Here is a 19,222-nt window from a genome sequence, read left to right as displayed (position 1 = left end):
AGGCTGGTCGCGCAACGAGTCGGCGGGTACATCAGCGAGGAGCAGAGTCGTGGCGGTACGAGCGGTCCGGGGCGCCGTCCAGCTCGAACGGGACGAGGCGGGGCACATGGACGAGCGGGTGGGCGAGCTGCTCACCGCGGTCCTGGAGCGCAACGGACTCGGTCCGGACGACCTGATCAGCATCTGGTTCACGGCCACCCCCGACCTGCACAGCGACTTCCCGGCCGCCGCGGCCCGCAAGCTCGGCACCGGCTTCGCCGACGTACCCCTGATCTGCGCGCAGGAACTCGACATCGAGGGCGCCATGCCCCGGGTCGTACGGATCCTCGCGCACATCGAGTCCGACCGGCCGCGCTCCGAGATCGCGCACGTGTACCTGGGCGCCGCGGCCGCGCTCCGCAAGGACATCGCCCAGTGAGAACCGCACTCGTCATCGGCACCGGACTGATCGGCACCTCCGCCGCCCTCGCTCTCGCCCAGCGCGGGGTGATCGTCCACCTCACCGACCACGACCCCGAGCAGGCCCGTACGGCCGCCGCGCTCGGCGCCGGCACCGACGAGGCCCCCGAGGGCCCGGTGGACCTCGCGATCGTCGCCGCCCCGCCCGCGCACGTGGCCGCGACCCTCGCCGACGCCATGCGCCGGGGTCTCGCGCGCGGCTACCTCGACGTGGCGTCCGTGAAGGGCGGCCCCCGCCGGGAGCTGGAGGCGCTGGGCCTCGACCTCTCCTCCTACATCGGCACCCACCCCATGTCGGGCCGCGAGAAGTCCGGCCCGCTGGCCGCCACCGGCGACCTCTTCGAGGGCCGCCCCTGGGTGCTCACCCCGACCCGGGACACCGACACCGAGGTGCTGAACCTCGCCCTGGAGCTGGTCTCGCACTGCCGGGCCGTCCCGGTGGTCATGGACGCCGACGCCCACGACCGGGCCGTCGCCCTGGTCTCGCACATGCCGCACCTCGTCTCCAGCCTGGTCGCCGCGCGGCTGGAGCACGCCGAGGAGGCCGCCGTACGGCTGTGCGGGCAGGGCATCCGGGACGTGACCCGGATCGCGGCCTCCGACCCCGGCATGTGGATCGACATCCTCTCCGCCAACCCCGGCCCGGTCGCCGACCTCCTCGCCGACGTCTCCGCCGACCTCGACGAGACCGTCCAGGCCCTGCGCGCCCTCCAGGCCTCCGACGAGGCCAAGCGCCGCGAGGGCGTCACCGGCATCGAGGACGTCCTGCGCCGCGGCAACGCCGGCCAGGTCCGCGTCCCCGGCAAGCACGGGTCCGCGCCGCGGAGCTACGAGGTGGTGGCGGTGCTGATCGACGACCAGCCGGGCCAGCTGGCCCGCATCTTCGCCGACGCGGGGGCCGCCGGCGTCAACATCGAGGACGTACGCATCGAGCACGCCACCGGGCAGCAGGCCGGTCTGGTCCAGCTGATGGTGGAGCCGAAGGCGGCGGTGGTGCTGACGGGGGCCCTGCGGGAGCGGGGCTGGGCGATCCGGCAGTAGGAGCGGGCCGGACGGGGCTGTCGGAGGGCCGGGCCGAGGGGCTTCGGGCAACCAGTACCCTTGTCCGGGGCGCTTTTCGCCCCGCCCCACCGCCTCGGACCAGGAAAGGTGCTCCCCAGTGGAACGCGCCACAGTGATCGTTGCCATCGACGGCCCCTCCGGCACGGGCAAGTCGAGCACCTCGAAGGCCGTGGCCGCGCAGCTCGGGCTGAGCTACCTGGACACGGGCGCCCAGTACCGGGCGATCACCTGGTGGATGGTCAACAACGGCATCGACATAGAAGACCCCTCGGCGATCGCCGCCGTGGCGGGCAAGCCGGAGATCGTCTCGGGGACCGACCCGTCCGGGCCGACCATCACCGTCGACGGCACGGACGTCGCCGGGCCCATCCGCACCCAGGAGGTCACCTCCAAGGTCAGCGCCGTGAGCGCCGTCCCCGAGGTGCGGGCCCGGATCACCGAGCTGCAGCGCTCCATCGCGTCGGGCGCCGAGAACGGCATCGTCGTCGAGGGCCGGGACATCGGCACGACCGTCCTGCCGGACGCCGACCTGAAGATCTTCCTCACCGCCTCCCCGGAGGCCCGCGCCGCCCGCCGCAGCGGCGAGCTGAAGGGCTCCGACGTGCAGGCGACCCGCGAGGCGCTCCTCAAGCGGGACGCGGCCGACTCCAGCCGCAAGACCTCCCCGCTCGCCAAGGCGGACGACGCGGTCGAGGTGGACACCTCCGACCTCACCCTCCAGCAGGTCATCGAGTGCGTGGTGACCCTCGTCGAGGAGAAGCGGGCGGGAAAGTGAGCGGGGCGTCGGCGGACCGGACGAGCGCGGCCGGGACATCCTCGACCGGGACATCCCCGATCAGGACGTCTCCGGCTGGGACGCCTTCGGCTGCGGCACCCTCGGCCACGGCTCCCTCGCTGCTCGGTGCGGAGGTCGGCCGGCGTATCGGCGTCGGGCTGATGTACGGCCTGTGGAAGCCGCGGGTGCTGGGTGCCTGGCGGGTCCCCACGACCGGACCGGTCATCCTCGCCGTCAACCACTCCCACAACATCGACGGCCCGATGGTCATGGGCGTGGCACCCCGCCCGACGCACTTCCTGATCAAGAAGGAGGCGTTCATCGGTCCCCTCGACCCCTTCCTGCTCGGCATCGGGCAGGTCAAGGTGGACCGGTCGACCGCCGACCGCACCGCCATCACCCAGGCGCTGGCCGTCCTGGCGAACGGCGGAGTGCTGGGCATCTTCCCGGAGGGCACCCGGGGCGAGGGCGACTTCGCCTCGCTGCGCGCCGGACTCTCCTACTTCGCCGTGCGCGGCGGAGCGCCGATCGTCCCGGTCGCCGTACTGGGAAGCACCGAGCGGCGCGGACGGTTGATCAGAGGGCTGCCCCCGCTGCGCTCCCGTGTCGACGTCGTCTTCGGCGACCCGTTCGAGGCGGGCGACGGCACCGGGCGGCGGACCCGCAAGGCACTGGACGAGGCGACCGTGCGCATCCAGCAGCAGCTCGGCGCCCACCTGGACCACGCCCGACGGCTCACCGGCCGGCGGTAGAAAACGCCGGGCGTCCGAACGGGCGCCGGGCGACACTGAGTAGTGGATCAGCCGGCTCGACAGGCCGGACGCTCCACCGATCACCACGATGAACTACGAGGTACGGACTTCATGAACGACCAGTTTCCCTCCGAGCACGAGCACGGAGAGCTTGGCGACGCCGAGTACGCGGAGTTCATGGAGCTCGCCGCGGAAGAGGGCTTCGACATCGAGGACGTCGAGGGCGCGATCGAGGAGGCGGGCCACGGCCCGCTGCCCGTCCTCGCCGTCGTCGGCCGCCCGAACGTCGGCAAGTCGACCCTGGTGAACCGCATCATCGGCCGCCGCGAGGCGGTCGTCGAGGACAAGCCCGGCGTCACCCGCGACCGCGTCACCTACGAGGCCGAGTGGGCGGGCCGCCGCTTCAAGGTCGTCGACACCGGCGGCTGGGAGCAGGACGTCCTCGGCATCGACGCCTCCGTCGCCGCCCAGGCCGAGTACGCCATCGAGGCCGCCGACGCGGTCGTCTTCGTCGTGGACGCCAAGGTCGGCGTCACCGACACCGACGAGGCCGTCGTCCGGCTGCTCCGCAAGGCCAACAAGCCCGTGGTGCTCTGCGCCAACAAGGTCGACGGCCCGAGCGGCGAGGCCGACGCGACCGCGCTGTGGTCCCTCGGTATCGGCGAGCCGCACCCGGTCTCCTCGCTGCACGGCCGCGGAACCGGCGACATGCTGGACGCCGTCCTGGAGGCCCTGCCGGAGGCGCCCGCGCAGAGCTTCGGCACGGCCGTCGGCGGCCCGCGTCGCATCGCCCTGATCGGCCGCCCCAACGTCGGCAAGTCCTCGCTCCTCAACAAGGTGGCGAACGAGGAGCGCGTCGTCGTCAACGAGCTCGCGGGCACCACCCGTGACCCGGTCGACGAGCTGATCGAACTCGGCGGTGTCACCTGGAAGTTCGTCGACACGGCCGGCATCCGCAAGCGCGTCCACCTCCAGCAGGGCGCCGACTACTACGCCTCGCTGCGCACCGCGGCCGCCGTGGAGAAGGCGGAGGTGGCGGTCATCCTCATCGACGCCTCCGAGTCCATCTCCGTGCAGGACCAGCGCATCGTGACGATGGCCGTCGAGGCCGGCCGCGCGATGGTCATCGCCTACAACAAGTGGGACACCCTCGACGAGGAGCGCCGCTACTACCTGGAGCGGGAGATCGAGACCGAGTTCGGCCAGGTCGCCTGGGCGCCCCGGGTCAACGTCTCGGCACGCACCGGCCGCCACATGGAGAAGCTGGTCCCCGCGATCGAGACGGCCCTCGCCGGATGGGAGACCCGCGTCCCGACCGGCCGGCTGAACGCCTTCCTCGGCGAGCTGGTCGCCGCCCACCCGCACCCGATCCGGGGCGGCAAGCAGCCCCGCATCCTCTTCGGCACCCAGGCCGGCACCAAGCCCCCGCGCTTCGTCCTCTTCGCCTCCGGCTTCATCGAGGCGGGCTACCGCCGCTTCATCGAGCGCCGGCTGCGCGAGGAGTTCGGCTTCGAGGGCACCCCGATCCACATCTCGGTGCGGGTGCGCGAGAAGCGCGGCAAGAAGAAGTAGGCACCAGCGACACGAGGAGGCGGCCACCCGGACATCCGGGTGGCCGCCTCCTCGTGTGCTGCGCTCCGCTTCGAAGACCTCGGCGCCTCAAAGACCCCGGCGTGGGCCCGGGGGCAGCGGGGACGGGATGTGGTGCATCCCCGTGTGCCCGGTGGGGATCCGCCCCACCGGCTGCCACACGGCCGTCGTCGTGGTCGTGTGACCGGGCTGGGTCTCGCGCTGGGTGGCGAGATGCCCCGCCGCGTGCCGGGCGCCGTACGAGCCGGAGGTGTACGACCCGGTGGCGCGCTGTCCGCCGGAGCCGTGCGGCAGGCTCCCGAAACCCGTGAACCCCAGCTCCTCCTCGCCGTGCCGGTCGCCCGGCAGGGTCCGGTAGGTCCTGACCCACTCCGCGTAGAGCGAGTCGTAGATGGGCGTGGCCGAGGGCCCGCCCGACGGATCCTGAGTCGGCCGCATGGACGGGATCGACTGATAGGACTGGCGGCGAGGAACGTCGTATGCGTGCACGTCTGTGCCAACGACCCCACGCCGGAAGGGATGCGCCCCCTCAACCATTCAGCCTCCGGCCCGGGAAGCGCCCTGAAGGGGCGCGGGGAACTGCGCGACAAGCCCCACACGACTCGCAGCCGACTGACCAGCCGCATTGCTACGGCGGGTTGTCACGGCTCGCCGAGCGGAGCGATCAGGTTCCCGCCAGCGGCAGCGTCGCGGCCACCAACTTCCCGTTCGCCGCCGCCTTGTCGAGCGCGTCCCGCAGCAGATCCTCCCGCGGCTGCCGCCCGATGGAGCCCACCGGCGCCGCGAACATCAGCACCTGCTGGTGCTTGTTCGCGGCCGCCCGCCACGCGTCGGCGACCTGGAGCGCCTGGTGGGCCTGCCACCACGCGACCGGCGAACCACCGGAGGTACCCGGCTGCAGGATCGCGTGCAGCTGCCCCATGGCGAGCAGCACGGACCAGCCGTGCAGCACGGGAGGCACGGAGTCGATCTGGGGGAGCGGCATGAAGCCCTGCTCGATGAGCAGCGGCAGGAAGTCGTCGCCCGCGCCGGTCGTGCCCGGGCGTGCGATCGGGGCGGTCGGCTCGACGACCAGCGCCGGGTGCAACTCGCCGCTGAGCAGGATCAGTCCGCTGGTCACACCGAGCACGGCCTGCTCGGGCGCGGCCTGGGCCTGGCTGTCCCCGGCGATGGAACGGGCGGCGCCCTGCAGCTGTTCCTCGGTGACCTGGACGACCTGGGAGGGCAGACAGGTGGCGTGGGCGAAGGCGAGTACGGCGGTCTCGTCGCCGACGAAGAGGACGGTGCTGGTGCGCTCCTGCTCGGAGTCGCCGGGGGTGCGGCACGACGTGCAGTCGTAGCCGCCGGGGGCGTTCTCTCCGGCGAGCAGCCGGTCGGCTTCTTCGTCGCCGATCTCGGCGCGTACCTCGTCGCTGACCTCGAGCATGCGCGGCACGGGTGGCTCCTCGGGATGCGGTGCGTGTCGGTGCCGGGTGGCGCCCGGCCCATGAGCGCGGAGGTTCCGGCCCATGCAGAAGACAACGGGCGATCTGTGGCCGGAGTCACGCCCGAGGACGAACGGAATCGAACCAACCGCAGCGCAGGGTGAATCCCTGGGCGGAATCGGTTACTCCGCGCCAACTTCCCGAGGGTCCGGCGAAGTTGGTCCGGTGAAGTGGGTCACAGGCCATCGGGGTCGCGAGCCGACATATCAGGAAATCAGGGAATGAAGTGGGTGGCCGGAATTGGTCGCTACTCCGGGTAACAGTGAACTGGCCTCGCAGGACGGGCGATTCCTTGCTGACAACCCGTCAACCTCCCTACATTCCCGGCCGTGTGCAACGAGCACCGCTCGGGTACGTCCGCCGGCCGCGCAGAGCCAGACAGCGCGCAGCACCACCTCCGGCGGACGGGGCGGAGCGCCACGCCCGCGTCCGTGCGCGGGAAGCGCCCCGCTCGGGGGGACCCCGGGTCCGTGGAGAGGGATCTTCATGTCCGAATGTGCTGATACCACGCGCGGCAGCGCCCGGAAGGCCCGTACGACGGCGGTTCTCGCCGGGGCGGCACTGCTCGCCCCGCTCGGACTCCTGGCCGTCGGCGGCAGCGCCTCGGCGGCCGACAGCGGAGTGTGGGACCGCATCGCCAAGTGCGAGAGCGGCGGCAACTGGCACATCAACACCGGCAACGGCTACTACGGCGGCCTGCAGTTCGCCGCCTCCACCTGGCGTGCCTACGGCGGCACCGCCTACGCGGCCACCGCCGACAAGGCATCCAAGGCCCAGCAGATCGCGATCGCCACCAAGGTCCAGCGCGCCCAGGGCTGGGGAGCGTGGCCCACCTGTTCCGGCCGCGCCGGAGCGTCCGGCAGCGCGCCCGCCGCACCCGCCGCGGGCTCGGCCCCCGCCGGGTCGGCCGCGTCCACCGGGGCCGGGAAGTCCGCCAAGTCGGCTCCCTCGAACCCCTCGAAGGCGCCGTCGAAGGCTCCGTCGCGCTCCGCCGGTCACCCCGACCGCAGCGCGTCCCGCGGCGACTACACCGTCCGGCAGGGCGACTCCCTCAGCGGCATCGCCGCCCGGCACGGGACCACCTGGCGGCAGGTCTACGCCGCCAACAGGGACGTGATCGGCGGCGACCCGAATCTGATCGTCCCGGGGCAGCGGCTCGACCTCTGACCTTCCGAACCCTGACCCGCTCAGCCCTGTCCGTCGGCCGGTCGGGCGAGTTCGGCCGCCTCCCCGGCGAACGCCAGTGCCCCGCGCCGGAGTTCGTACGCCAGGACGCCCGGCACCTCGCGCAACGCCGGCGGCAGGCGCTGCTCGGCGACGACCACGCAGGCGTCGAGGCCGGCCAGCAGCTCGTACGTGCGGGCCGCGACCGCGGGTGACATGCCCTGGGCGGGTTCGTCGACGAGCACGACCCGCGCCCGTGCCGACAGGGCCCGGGTGAGGGCGAGCATCCGCTGCTCACCGCCCGAGAGGGTGCCCGCGCGGCGGGCGAGCAGGGGTTCGAGCGCCGGGTAGGCGCCCAGGGCGCGGGCGAGGCCGGGCGCGTCGGGGGCGGCGAGTTCGAGGTTCTCGCGCACGGTGAGCGTGCCGAAGACGGCTCGTCGTTCCGGTACGAGGACCAGGCCCCGCCGGGCGCGCTCGTACGCGGGCGTCCCGGTGACGTCGGCCCCGTCCCACACCACGGCACCCCCGGAGAGCGGGACCGTGCCGACGAGGGCCCGCAGCGCGGTCGTACGACCGGAACCGTTGCGGCCCAGCAGCACGGTGAGGCCGGGGCCGGGGACGGCCAGGGTGAGGCCGTGCAGGGCCTCCAGGGGCCCGTAGCGGACGCGGGCGCGGCGCAGGGAGATGAGCGTCATCGGCCGGCCTCCGGGGCGAGGGGGACCGGCGGGTCGAGGACGCGGTCGGCGGGGCCGGAGGTGACGATCCGGCCCGCCGCCATGACGTGGACGACGTCCGCGAGTTCCGCGACGAGGTCGAGGTCGTGCTCGACGACGAGCAGGGCCGTGCCGTCGTCGGCGAGGGCACGCAACACGCGGGCGAGGGCGGTCACCTCGGCCGAGTCGAGGCCGGCGGCGGGCTCGTCGAGCAGCAGCACGCGGGGGCTGCCGGCGAGCGCCCGCGCCAGTTCCACCCGCCGCAGCGTCCCGGTCGGCAGCCCGGCCGCCGGTGCGGTCCGTACCGCCCCGTCCAGCCCGAACAGCCGCAGCGCCCGCTCCACGGCCCCGGGATCGGCGATCCGTCCCTGCTCGGCGCCCACGCGTACGTTGTCCGCCACGCTCAACGACGGGAAGACCGCCAGCTGTTGGAACGTCCGTGCGATGCCGAGCCGGGTACGGGCGTGTGCGGGCAGCCGGGTGATGTCGCGCCCGCCGAGGCGCACCTGCCCGGTGTCCGGCCGCAGCGTTCCGGCGAGACAGTGGAAGAGGGTGCTCTTCCCGGCGCCGTTGGGACCCACGACCGCGCTGACCCGTCCCGGGAGGACGTCGAGATCGACACCGTCGAGCGCGGCGAACTCGCCGTAGCGCAGCCGGAGGCCGCGGGCGCGGAGGGAGGGGGGCGGGGAGGGAGGCGGGGCGGGGCCGATGGGGGTGCGGGCGGCTTGGGCGGGACCGGCGCGGCCTTCGGGCGGGCGGCTGGTGCTGATGTCGACGTTCGCGTCGGTGCTGACGTCCGTGCCGGTGCTGCCGGTGCCGGTGGTGCTGCTGGTGTCGGTCGAGGCGTCGGCCACCGCTCCGCTGACAGTGCTTGTGCGGGCATCCGTCTCGGCTCTCTCGGCCGTCCTGCTCACCGGCCCTCTCCGCCCCACCCCGGCCCGCGCCCCCGCTCGTACCCGTTCCCGAGCGCGCGCCCCCGTCCGCGTCAGCTCGCGTCGTTCACCCGGGTCCGGCCCCGGACGCAGGCGGGTGAGGCGCCTCCGTACCGCCTCGTACGGGCCGTCCGGGAAGCGGCCGACCAGGGTCGCCAGGACGCCGATGACCGCGGTGGCCACGCCGGCCTCGGTGCCCGCGTCCAGGCCCACCAGCAGGGCGGCCGCCGCGAGGGCGCCGAGGGAGTTGTCGGCGCCGAGGACGACGATCGCGGCGAACCAGAGGAGGCTGCGGACGGGGTCGTAGGCGGCCGGGTCGAAGGCGCGGACACCCATCGCGAGCATGCCGCCGCCGAGCGCGGCGAGGGCGGCGCCCGTGACGAACGCCGCGAGCTTCAGCGCCGGGACGCGCACGCCCGCCGCCGACGCCCCGGACTCGTGGTCCCGCACGGCGGCGAGGGCTCTGCCCGTGCGGCCCCGGCGCAGGGCGTGGGTGGCGAGGAGGGCGAGGCCGAGGAGGCCCAACTCCAGGACGTAGTAGGCGCGGTCGCCCTCGAAGCCCGGGGGCCGGGAGAGGGCCAGGCCCGAGGTCGCGTACGGCTGGGCGAAGACGAAGCGGCTCACGCCGACGCCGACGGCGAACGTCGCGAGGGCGAGCGCCAGCCCGCGACGGCTGATCGCGGGCCAGCCGGTCAGCAGGCCGAGGGGCGCCACCAGGAGGACGGCCACCAACAGGGCGGCCGGCGCGGGGAGGCCGGGCAGGAACGGGAAGCGGCCCGCCGCGAGGAGGGCCGTTAACAGGGCGCCCAGGCCCGCGTAGGCCGCCTGCCCCAGGGAGATCTGGCCGCCTCGGCCCGTCACCACCACCAGGGAGAGCAGGATCACGCCGAGCGCCGGCACCTGGACGGCCGTGTGCAGGTCCTGGCCCGCGAAGCCCAGCGGGATCAGGAACAGCAGCAGGGCCACGATCCACGCGCCGCCGGGTGTGCGGACCCGCGCGGTCGCCGGGCGGGGCAGCGCGTCGCGGTCGCCCACACCCGGCAGGACCAGCGCCGCCACGAGGAGGGCGACCACGAAGAGGTTGGCGCCCACGGCCTGGAGCAACGGTTCCGCCCAGCCCGACGGATGCAGCCGGGTCAGCTGGCTCTGCGCGACCGCGACGCCCAGCGCGACCAGTACGGCCACCGGCAGGCTCCGCATCCGGGCGGCGACCGCCACGGCCACCACCTCCATCACCAGCAGCGGCATGCCGTACGGGTCGAGGCGTACGTACGGGGCCAGCAGGACGCCCGTCAGGCCGGCCGTGAAGGAGCCGAAGGCCCAGCCGGTGGCGGCGACCCGGTCCGCGTCGATGCCGCCGAGCACGGCGAGGGAGCGGTCGTCGACGACGGCGCGCAGCTCCCGGCCGAAGCGCGTCCGGCGCGTGACCGCGCCCACGGCCGCCGCGACGGTGACGGCCACCGCCAACTGGCCCCACGGGTCGGCGGAGAACAGCGTCGGCGCGTCGTCCCGCGCGCCCTGCCCCCACAGCAGTGTGGTCCCGCCGACGAGGAGGACGAAGACGCCGATGGAGGCGACGAGGGTCCGCGCCGGGTCGCCGCCGAGCACGGCGAGCGGGCGGAAGACGAAGCGCTCCAGGACCAGGCCGATCGAGGGCGCCACGACCAGCAGGGTCACCACCCCGCCCGCCCAGAGGGGCCACCCCCACTCCACGGTGAACTGGCGCAGCAGATACGCGCACACCACGGCGATCGCCCCGTGCGCGAAGTTGAGCACACCGGTCGCCCGGTAGGTCACGATCAGACCGATCCCGGTGAGGGCCGCCGCGCTGCCGACCGACAGGCCGGCCAGCGTGAGGTCGTACGTCAGCGACGCCATCAGCCCTCCGGGGAGTCGTCCCGGGAGGGCGCCTCACAGATCGGGCACGGCCGCAGTTCGCCGCTCGTCAGGACCCGGGAGTCCACCGGCACCGCTTCCGTCTTCCCGGCCACCAGCGGGCAGTCGGCACGGTGCCAGAGCGTGCCGCCGGGCACCATCAGCAGGGTGCCGCTGGTGGCGAGGGGCCCGAGCGGCTCCCGCGCGGACGGGTCGTCGTCGGCGGGCTCGGCGGCGACCAGGAGGCCGTACAACTCCTCGACCCGCGAGGCGGCCAGGGCGTTCCGGCCGTGGGCGAGGAGGACCGCGCCCGCGACGATCAGCGCGGCGCCGGGGACCGTGCAGGAGGCCAGGTAGGGGAGTTGCCGTGCGGCGAAGCGCTCGCCGGAGACGCCGTACCAGCCGACGACGCACAGCACCGCGCCACCGGCGAGCGCGGCCCAGCCGGCCCAGAGGACGGGGTGCGCGGTCCGTGGTCGGGCTGTCCGCATCCGGGGCATCCGGGGCTCCCACACGTCGTGTGTCTGTCCATCGCAGCCGATGGCTTGCACTATGCCTTCTGCAAGCTGACCCTGAAAGAACCGGGCGCATGCCGCCCGGTCCGACACCCGGTGGTGAGCCAGATGGTTCTCGGGAGCGACCTCAGGCGGGCGAACGGACGCGGGTCCCAGGCGGCGGGACGGGGCACGGCCCTGGCGGCCGCCCTGGTCCTCCTCCTCGCCCCGGCCCTCGCGGCGTGCAGCGACGACAGCGGTGGCGGCGGCGACAGCCCTCCGCCGACCCCCTCCGTGGAACGGACGACGAGCGAACCCGCCGAGGAGACCGTGTCCGCCAGCGCGAGCGCGCCCGCGGACACGGCGGCGGCCGAGCAGGAGATCAAGAAGAACTGGAAGGCGTTCTTCGACCCGGCCACCTCCACGAAGGAGAAACAGGCCGTCCTGGAGAACGGCGACGAGATGGGCCCCGTCCTCGCGGCATTCAGCGGTGACGAGCGCGGCGGGCAGGTCGAGGCGGAGGTCCGGAAGATCGAGTTCACCTCGGCGACCGGCGCCGACGTCACGTACACCCTGCTGCTGGAGGGCGCCACGGCGCTGCCGGACGCGGCGGGCACGGCCGTCGAACAGGACGGCACCTGGAAGGTGTCCGTGAAGACCCTGTGCGGGCTGGTCGCGCTGAGCGGCAATGCGACACCGGGCCCGGGCTGCTGAGACGGCCGCCGCGGGCCTGCTGCTCCTGCTGGCCACGGCCTGCGGCAGCCGGCTCCCGGAGAGCGACTTCGAGCGGGGGAGCGCCCCGCCCGCCCCGTCGCACCGTGAGCCGCTGCGCGTCGGCATCATCACCAGCGTCACCAGCCCGGTCGGCGGCGCCGCGTTCACCGGTCCGCGTGACGGCGCGAAGGCCTACTTCGCCGCGCTCAACGCGCGCGGCGGCGTCGACGGCCGCCGCGTCGAGGTGCGGGAGTGCGACGACGGCGGCAGCGGCGTCGGCAACAACGAGTGCGTGCACCGGCTCGTCGAGGAGGACGGCGTGGTGGCGCTGGTCGCCACCACCGCCCTCGACTACGCGGGCGCCGCCCGGGTCGCACGCGCGCGCGTGCCCGACATCGGGGGCCAGCCCATCGGGCCCGCGTACGACACGTACCCGTATCTCTACAGCGTCTACGGCAGCCTCGCGCCCCGGGACGGCACGACCGGCTGGGACGGGAAGCAGTACGGCGGCACCGAGGTCTACCGCTACTTCAAGCGCGAGCACGGTGCCCGGACGGCCGCCGTGGTCTCGTACAACCAGTCGGCGTCGGCCGCCTACGCCCGCCTGCTGGTCCAGGGGTTGAAGGCCGAGGGGTACGACGTGGTCACCGAGCAGGTCGACTTCGCGCTGCCCAACTTCCGCGCGGCCGCCGCCGACCTCAAGGAGCAGGGCGCCGACCTGGTCTTCGACGCCATCGACGGCCACGGCAACGCCCGGCTCTGCGAGGCGATGGACGACGTGGGCGCCGACGTCACCGCCAAGGTCACCAACGTCCAGAACTGGACCTCCACGGTCGCCGAGGACTACGCGGACGCCCCGCGCTGCCGCAACGCCCTGTGGGCCACCGGCTCCAGCCGCAATCACGCGGATCTCGGCGACGCGGCCGTACGGGAGTTCCGGGAGGCGACGAAGGGCCTGAAGACGCACTCCCAGTGGCAGTTGGAGGGCTGGGCGGCCGCGATGTGGTTCACGGACGCGGCGAGATCGTGCGCGGGGAGCGCGGAGGGCGTCACCCGCGCGTGCGTCGACCGGTTCATGAACCGCGACGAGCCCTACAGCGCCGACGGACTGCTCGTCCCCGTCCGCTTCGAGCGGCTCGCCGAGCCGCCGACGACGCGCCGGACCTGTGTGTCGGTGGCCCGCTGGCGGGACGGGAAGGGGTGGGTGAGCCAGGGCGACATGAACGACACCTGCTTCGACGTTCCCCAACTGCCGTACAGGCCCTGATGCGTTCCGAGGCGAACAGGTTGCCTCGCCGGGCTATCGATCACACAACCGTTCAAAAACAACTTGATGATGATGTCCAACCATTCCAGGGGACGCCGGGTCTAACCGTATGGCGCTGGACCAGCAGTGCCATTGATGGATGACCAGGGAAAACAGGGGGTTCGGGGGACGCATGCACATTTCTTTCCTCATACACAACGCGTACGGGATCGGGGGAACGATCCGGACGACGTACAACCTCGCCAACACCCTGGCCGAACAGCACGACGTGGAGATCGTCTCCGTCTTCCGCCACCGTGACGAGCCGGTCTTCGCCGTCGATCCGAGGGTCCGGCTGCGTGGCCTCGTCGACATCCGGGAGGGTGGCGCCGACAAGGGCCACGCCGACCTGGAGCGCCCCGCCAAGGTCTTCCCGCGCGCCGAGGGCCGCTACAAGCAGTACAGCGTCATGACCGACCGGCGCATCGCCGAGCACCTCGCCTCGGTCGACGCCGACGTCCTGATCGGCACCCGGCCCGGCCTGAACGTGCACATGGCCCGGCAGACCCGTCGCGGCCCGATCCGCGTGGGCCAGGAGCACCTCACGCTCGACAGCCACTCCGCGGCCCTGCGCGCCACCCTGCGCGGTGTCTACCCGAGGCTCGACGCCCTCACCACGACCACCGAGGCCGACGCGCGCGCGTACGGCTCGAAGATGCGGCTGCCGGGCGTCCGCCTCCAGGCCGTGCCCAACCCGGTGCCCGCACCCGGCATCGACCCGGCCGACGGCACCGGCAAATGGGTCGTCGCCGCCGGGCGACTCGCCCCCGTCAAGCGGTACGACCTGCTCATCAAGGCCTTCGACAAGGTGCGCGAGGAGCGGCCCGACTGGCGCCTGCGGATCTACGGCGGCGGCAAGCAGAAGGACAAACTCCGCGCCCTCGTCGACAAGTTGGGCCTCTACAACCACGTCTATCTGATGGGCCCGGCCAACCCCATCGAGCCCGAGTGGGCCAAGGGTTCCGTCGCCGCCGTCACCTCCAGCCTGGAGTCGTTCGGCATGACGATCGTCGAGGCCATGCGGTGCGGTCTCCCGGTCGTCTCCACCAACTGCCCGCACGGCCCCGGCGAGATCATCGACGACGGCGTCGACGGCCGCCTGGTCAAGGTCGGCAGCGTCAAGGCCATCGCCGACGGTCTCCTGGAACTGATCAACGACGACGACAGGCGTCAGCAGATGGCGCAGGCCGCGCTCAAGGACTCCGAGCGCTTCGACCCGTCCCACATCGCCGAGCGCTACGAGACGCTCTTCGGCGACCTCGTCGCCCGCGGCGGCGCCTCCACGGTGGGCCGGATGCGCGGCTCGCTGCACCGCACCCGTGGCACGCTGCTCGGCGGCGCGTACGCCGTTCGGGATGCCGGACGTTCCGCCTTCAAGAAGGGACGCACCGCATGATGACGCTGGCTCCGCAGCAGCCCACGCACCGCGACGACCCGGAGGACAGGGCCACGACCCCCCGCGCCGACTGCGTCGCCGACTTCGCGGGCGGCCTGACCTTCGAGGTCCCCGCCCGCGGCGAGTCCGGCCCCGCCCACCTGCTCCTCGTTTCGCGCGATGGCGACCGGGAGGTGCGCCTGCCGCTCACCCCGGCCGGCGACGGCCTGCTGCGGGCCGCGCTGCCGAGCAGCGTGGACGTCCCCGAGGGCTTCTGGGACGTCTACCTCCAGACGGCCGAGGACGAGCCGCGACGCCTGGCCCCGGGCGTCAACGACCTGCGCTCCCTCGTCGACCGTGCGCCCGCCGCGTCGTCCGAACGGATCGCCGTCCGCATCCCGTACGCCACGAAGCACGGCAACCTCACCCTCCGCAGCTGGGAGCGCTCCCCCCACGCCGAGGCCGGCGAACTCCACATCGGCGACGGCAGGTTGGCGGTGACCGCCCGGCTGTACGGCACCGGGCCCACCTCCGAGGCGTTCGCCGAACTCACCGACCAGAACGGGGTGCTGACCGCCGTACGGACCGACCTCACCGCGCACGACGACAAGGGCGAGGTCCGCTTCACCGTGGCCTACGGCGATCTGCGGCCCGGCCACTGGGACCTGTGGCTGCGGCCCCGGGGCGAGGACGGCCCGAAGGTCCGGGTCGCGCGGCTGCTCGACGACGTCGTCGACAAGCACCCGGTCTTCGTCTACCCCAAGGCCCGCGCCGAGTCAGCGCACGGCCCGGTGGAGGGCGAGCCGTACTACACGGCCCACAACGACCTGTCCGTCACGGTCGTCGCCGTCGACTGAACCGGCCACCGGCCACGCTCGCGGGTGCCCCGGAGTCCTGGACCGTCAGGATCCTCCGGGGCCGCCCGTCGACCGTTCCTGACCGAACCGGGGGTGCGGGGTGCGCTCCTGCCCCTTGCGTGTCTGCGGCGGTGTGATCGCCGCGAACCTCGGATGGTGCAGGTCGAACGCCGGGGACTCCGAGCGCACCCGGGGCAGCGTCACGAAGTTGTGGCGCGGCGGCGGACACGAGGTCGCCCACTCCAGCGACCGGCCGAAGCCCCACGGGTCGTCGACGTCGACCGGCACGCCGTACCGGGACGTCTTCCAGACGTTGTAGAGGAACGGCAGCGTGGACAGGCCCAGCAGGAAGGAGCCGATCGTCGAGACCGTGTTGAGCGCCGTGAACCCGTCGGCGGCCAGGTAGTCCGCGTACCGCCGGGGCATGCCCTCGGCGCCCAGCCAGTGCTGCACCAGGAACGTGGTGTGGAACCCGACGAAGAGCGTCCAGAACTGGATCTTGCCGAGCCGCTCGTCGAGCATCTTCCCGGTGAACTTGGGCCACCAGAAGTAGAACCCCGCGAAGGTGGCGAAGACGACCGTGCCGAAGACGACGTAGTGGAAGTGCGCGACCACGAAGTACGAGTCGGTGACGTGGAAGTCCAGGGGCGGCGAGGCCAGGATGACCCCGGTCAGCCCGCCGAACAGGAACGACACCAGGAAGCCGGTCGCCCACAGCATCGGCGTCTCGAACGACAGCGAGCCCTTCAGCATCGTCCCCGTCCAGTTGAAGAACTTCACGCCCGTCGGCACGGCGATCAGGAAGCTCATGAACGAGAAGAACGGCAGCAGCACCGCGCCCGTGGCGAACATGTGGTGCGCCCACACCACGACCGAGAGCCCGGTGATCGCCATCGTCGCCCCGACCAGCGTGAGGTAGCCGAAGATCGGCTTGCGGCTGAAGACCGGGATGATCTCCGTGATGATCCCGAAGAACGGGAGGGCGATGATGTAGACCTCCGGGTGCCCGAAGAACCAGAACAGGTGCTGCCACAGCAGCGCGCCGCCGTTGGCCGCGTCGAAGACCTGCGAGCCGAAGCGCCGGTCCGCCTCCAGGACCAGCAGCGCGGCGGCGAGCACCGGGAACGCCATCAGGATCAGGATCGACGTGAACAGCGTGTTCCAGGTGAAGATCGGCATCCGGAACATCGTCATCCCGGGCGCCCGCATCCCGATGATCGTGGTCAGGAAGTTCACCGCGCCGAGGATCGTCCCGAACCCGGACAGCGCCAGCCCCATGATCCACATGTCGGCCCCGATCCCCGGCGACCGTTCCGCGTTGTTCAGCGGCGCGTAGGCGAACCACCCGAAGTCGGCGGGCCCCGACGGCACCAGCAGCGAGCCCATCACGATCAGCCCGCCGAACAGGAACAGCCAGTACGACAGCATGTTCAGCCGGGGGAAGGCCACATCGGGCGCGCCGATCTGGAGCGGCATGATCTCGTTGGCGAACCCTGCGAAGGTCGGTGTCGCGAAGAGCAGCAGCATGATCGTGCCGTGCAGCGTGAACAACTGGTTGAACTGCTCGTTGTCCACGATCTGGGTGCCCGGCCTGGCCAGCTCGGCACGCATCACCAGCGCCATCAGACCGGCGGCCAGGAAGAACAGGAAGGACGTGACCAGATAGAGATGGCCGATCTTCTTGTGGTCGGTCGTGGTCAGCCAGTCGACCACCAGCCGCCCCGGTGCCCTCGCCCCCGTCGGCCGGGTCGGCGCCTGTACGGTCTCGGTCCCCATCGCTCGCCCCTTCGCTGCCGCGTCCTGGGCCCGTGATGCACGCACGCCATGATGCTCGTGCCCCGTTCGCTCCGACAGGGGGCGTACGGGGGAAGTGTGGGGGAACCGTGTATTTCCCATGAGGTGGGGGCTTCCGGTAGCCGCCCGGGAATCAGTGGGAAAAGGCTGGACATGCACCGGACACACACGGCCCCGGACATGCTTTCCGACGGGCTATTCGCGATGGTGTCGAAGCGGTCGGGAATTACGTTCCGCAGCACGCGGAAGGCGTAAGGAACCGCTCGTACGTGTGACTGCGTTGGGCCGAAACGGGTGTCGTGGTTCTGTGACAGAAGCGTGACTGCGGGGCGACAGCGGGGCCTGGGGCCGCCTACCGTGGCGGTCATGGCACCCTTTCCCACCCCTTCCGAAGAGCCCCGGGACGACCCCGACGCCTACGTCGGTCTGGAGGCACCGCAGGCCGAGGCCCGAGCCGCCGAACGGGGCTGGTCCACCGTCAGAAAGCTGCCGCCGGGCGCGATCATCACCATGGAGTACCGCTTCGGCCGGCTGAACCTGGAGGTCGAGGACGGCCGGGTGAGGCGAGCCTGGAAGGGCTGAACCCGCGCGTCGTCGGTCGAGGACGGCGAAGGCCCGGCTCCGTAGGGAGCCGGGCCTTCGCCGTGCGGGGCATGGGCTGTGCGTACCGGGCCCCGCTGTCTCGTGTCAGCCGCCCGCGACCGGTCGGGCCGAGGTCGCGTTACGGGCCACCCGGTCCGCGTGGGGCGGCCTACGGGTGCCGAGCGGGGTCACCGGGGTCCGCTCCGACCTGGTCAGATGCGGGCCGGGGGACAGGTGCAGCGGCACGATCGGGGGGTGCGCGGCGCGGGCCGCGATGCCCGTCTCCCGGGCGCTCGCATGCTCCTCGTCGGGCGCCCGCAGCGGGGACGTGCCCACGGCGGGCGTCGGCGCGGGCGCCGGGGCCGTCGCCGGTGCGGTCGCCGTGCGGCGGTCGCGCCAGGCGTCCCGCAGCGAGAACAGCCAGACCTCCGCGCGGGCGATCAGCGGCTCGAACCAGGGCAGCGCCAGCATGATCAGCAGACCGGCGGCCCAGCCCAGCAGGACGTCGCTCAACCAGTGCGTGCCCAGGTAGACCGTGGTGAGGCCCACGCCGAGCGAGATCACGGCGGACAGCGCGGACAGCCAGCGCCTGGCTCTCGGCGTCGACGCCAGATAGGCCAGGATGCCCCAGGTCACCACGGCGTTGGCGGTGTGTCCCGAAGGAAATATGTCGCCGCCCAGCCACATCTCGTTGGAGCCGATCTCGGTGGCGTAGTGCGGACCGAGCCGGCCCATGCCGAGCTTCGCGGCGCCGACGGTGATGTTCAGGAGCAGCAGCGAGACGCCGAGCGCGAGCATCGGCCGCAGGGTGTGCTGTCTCCAGGAGCGCCAGCCCAGCCAGGCGGCGACCATCACGGCGGTGGGGCCGCGCTGGCCCAGGACGACGTAGTAGTCCAGGAAGGCGTGGATCTGCTGCCACTGCTGGTACGGCCGGAAGAACATGATCTGCCAGTCGAGCCGGACCAGCCAGGACGTGATGACGACGGCCCACACGATGGCGACGTAGAAGGCCAGGGTGGAGGCGAACAGCACCACCCGGTGGCGGGTCATCACCGGTACATCGATGTGGGCCGGCCGTTCCGGCTCACGGTCCAGCCTGGAGAAGACCCGGTCCAGACGGGTCGGCTTTAGTTCGGTACGCACTCAATCGACGTTACAGCGAGTGAGCTCGTACGCGGCGTGAATCACCGGCTTTGTGATGACGCCGTGATGTGGGATTCATCTCAGAATGATGTTTATTTCTGCTGAATGGCGAATCGTTGCGCCACTCGGCCTTCAATTCCATGGCCTAATG

Annotated in this window: 18 protein-coding genes; 11 read left to right on the top strand and 7 right to left on the bottom strand. The window is 72.4% G+C overall.

Translation table 11 applies throughout. From position 1 onward, the window contains the following. The first annotated feature begins 49 nt into the window (after window positions 1-49). The 5 genes from aroH (at window position 50) to der (ending at window position 4,620) form a co-directional block, all read left to right on the top strand. Entirely contained in the window at window positions 50-418 is a 369-nt protein-coding gene (gene aroH / locus L3078_RS10150; protein WP_239753094.1) for a chorismate mutase, read from the top strand. Continuing rightward, a complete protein-coding gene (locus L3078_RS10145; RefSeq protein WP_239753093.1) occupies window positions 415-1,500 on the top strand; it encodes a prephenate dehydrogenase in 1,086 nt (361 codons plus the stop codon). Before aroH ends, L3078_RS10145 begins: the two co-directional genes overlap by 4 nt. 118 nt (window positions 1,501-1,618) lie before the next feature. Beyond that, complete coding sequence (cmk, locus tag L3078_RS10140; RefSeq protein WP_239753092.1) at window positions 1,619-2,296, top strand: (d)CMP kinase; 678 nt, start codon at window positions 1,619-1,621, stop codon at window positions 2,294-2,296. A gap of 161 nt (window positions 2,297-2,457) precedes the next feature. Beyond that, window positions 2,458-3,048 carry a lysophospholipid acyltransferase family protein gene (locus tag L3078_RS10135; RefSeq protein ID WP_239753091.1) on the top strand — a complete coding sequence of 197 codons (591 nt, stop codon included), beginning with the start codon at window positions 2,458-2,460 and terminating at the stop codon, window positions 3,046-3,048. Between the two features lie 111 nt (window positions 3,049-3,159). Further along, complete coding sequence (der, locus tag L3078_RS10130; RefSeq protein WP_239753090.1) at window positions 3,160-4,620, top strand: ribosome biogenesis GTPase Der; 1,461 nt, start codon at window positions 3,160-3,162, stop codon at window positions 4,618-4,620. An 87-nt stretch (window positions 4,621-4,707) separates the two neighbouring features. Here der and L3078_RS10125 read toward each other — a convergent pair whose 3' ends face one another. Next, the gene (locus L3078_RS10125) at window positions 4,708-5,076 is read right to left on the bottom strand and encodes a hypothetical protein (RefSeq protein ID WP_239753089.1); all 369 of its coding nucleotides are present in this window, start codon (window positions 5,074-5,076) and stop codon (window positions 4,708-4,710) included. Window positions 5,077-5,302: 226 nt separating this feature from the next. After that, the gene (locus L3078_RS10120; protein ID WP_220649764.1) at window positions 5,303-6,073 is read right to left on the bottom strand and encodes a hypothetical protein; all 771 of its coding nucleotides are present in this window, start codon (window positions 6,071-6,073) and stop codon (window positions 5,303-5,305) included. 535 nt (window positions 6,074-6,608) lie between these two features. On the opposite strand from L3078_RS10120, the gene L3078_RS10115 reads away from it, so the two are divergent. Continuing rightward, window positions 6,609-7,289 carry a LysM peptidoglycan-binding domain-containing protein gene (locus L3078_RS10115; protein WP_239753088.1) on the top strand — a complete coding sequence of 227 codons (681 nt, stop codon included), beginning with the start codon at window positions 6,609-6,611 and terminating at the stop codon, window positions 7,287-7,289. A 20-nt stretch (window positions 7,290-7,309) separates the two neighbouring features. On the opposite strand, the gene L3078_RS10110 is transcribed toward L3078_RS10115, so the two are convergent. The 3 genes from L3078_RS10110 to L3078_RS10100 are packed head-to-tail and all read right to left on the bottom strand — an operon-like array spanning window position 7,310 to window position 11,297. Continuing rightward, window positions 7,310-7,981 carry an ABC transporter ATP-binding protein gene (locus tag L3078_RS10110; RefSeq protein WP_239753087.1) on the bottom strand — a complete coding sequence of 224 codons (672 nt, stop codon included), beginning with the start codon at window positions 7,979-7,981 and terminating at the stop codon, window positions 7,310-7,312. Then, a complete protein-coding gene (locus L3078_RS10105; RefSeq protein WP_239753086.1) occupies window positions 7,978-10,809 on the bottom strand; it encodes an ABC transporter permease subunit in 2,832 nt (943 codons plus the stop codon). Before L3078_RS10105 ends, L3078_RS10110 begins: the two co-directional genes overlap by 4 nt. Next, window positions 10,809-11,297: a hypothetical protein gene (locus tag L3078_RS10100; RefSeq protein ID WP_239753085.1), complete on the bottom strand. Its 489-nt coding sequence runs from the start codon at window positions 11,295-11,297 to the stop codon at window positions 10,809-10,811. Before L3078_RS10100 ends, L3078_RS10105 begins: the two co-directional genes overlap by 1 nt. Before the next feature lie 132 nt (window positions 11,298-11,429). On the opposite strand from L3078_RS10100, the gene L3078_RS10095 reads away from it, so the two are divergent. From L3078_RS10095 to L3078_RS10080, 4 genes are all read left to right on the top strand, one after another. Further along, on the top strand, window positions 11,430-12,014 hold the full coding sequence (locus L3078_RS10095) for an MTB12 C-terminal domain-containing protein (RefSeq protein ID WP_239753084.1): 585 nt from the start codon (window positions 11,430-11,432) through the stop codon (window positions 12,012-12,014). Next, entirely contained in the window at window positions 11,989-13,281 is a 1,293-nt protein-coding gene (locus L3078_RS10090; RefSeq protein WP_239753083.1) for an ABC transporter substrate-binding protein, read from the top strand. The genes L3078_RS10095 and L3078_RS10090 overlap by 26 nt, the downstream gene beginning before the upstream one ends. Window positions 13,282-13,453: 172 nt before the next feature. Beyond that, on the top strand, window positions 13,454-14,716 hold the full coding sequence (locus tag L3078_RS10085) for a glycosyltransferase family 4 protein (RefSeq protein WP_239753082.1): 1,263 nt from the start codon (window positions 13,454-13,456) through the stop codon (window positions 14,714-14,716). After that, on the top strand, window positions 14,713-15,552 hold the full coding sequence (locus tag L3078_RS10080) for a hypothetical protein (protein ID WP_420864049.1): 840 nt from the start codon (window positions 14,713-14,715) through the stop codon (window positions 15,550-15,552). Before L3078_RS10085 ends, L3078_RS10080 begins: the two co-directional genes overlap by 4 nt. A 45-nt stretch (window positions 15,553-15,597) precedes the next feature. On the opposite strand, the gene ctaD is transcribed toward L3078_RS10080, so the two are convergent. Further along, complete coding sequence (gene ctaD / locus L3078_RS10075; protein WP_239753081.1) at window positions 15,598-17,328, bottom strand: aa3-type cytochrome oxidase subunit I; 1,731 nt, start codon at window positions 17,326-17,328, stop codon at window positions 15,598-15,600. Between the two features lie 384 nt (window positions 17,329-17,712). Between ctaD and L3078_RS10070 the strand changes: the two genes are divergently transcribed. Further along, entirely contained in the window at window positions 17,713-17,928 is a 216-nt protein-coding gene (locus L3078_RS10070) for an I78 family peptidase inhibitor (protein ID WP_239753080.1), read from the top strand. 105 nt (window positions 17,929-18,033) lie between these two features. On the opposite strand, the gene L3078_RS10065 is transcribed toward L3078_RS10070, so the two are convergent. Beyond that, complete coding sequence (locus L3078_RS10065; protein ID WP_239753079.1) at window positions 18,034-19,071, bottom strand: phosphatase PAP2 family protein; 1,038 nt, start codon at window positions 19,069-19,071, stop codon at window positions 18,034-18,036. Between the last annotated feature and the right edge of the window lie 151 nt (window positions 19,072-19,222).

Origin of the sequence: Streptomyces deccanensis, from assembly GCF_022385335.1 — a bacterium.
Classification (GTDB): domain Bacteria; phylum Actinomycetota; class Actinomycetes; order Streptomycetales; family Streptomycetaceae; genus Streptomyces; species Streptomyces deccanensis.
The sequence above is the reverse complement of the archived record's forward strand: the minus strand, read 5'-3'. Positions and strand labels throughout refer to the sequence as shown.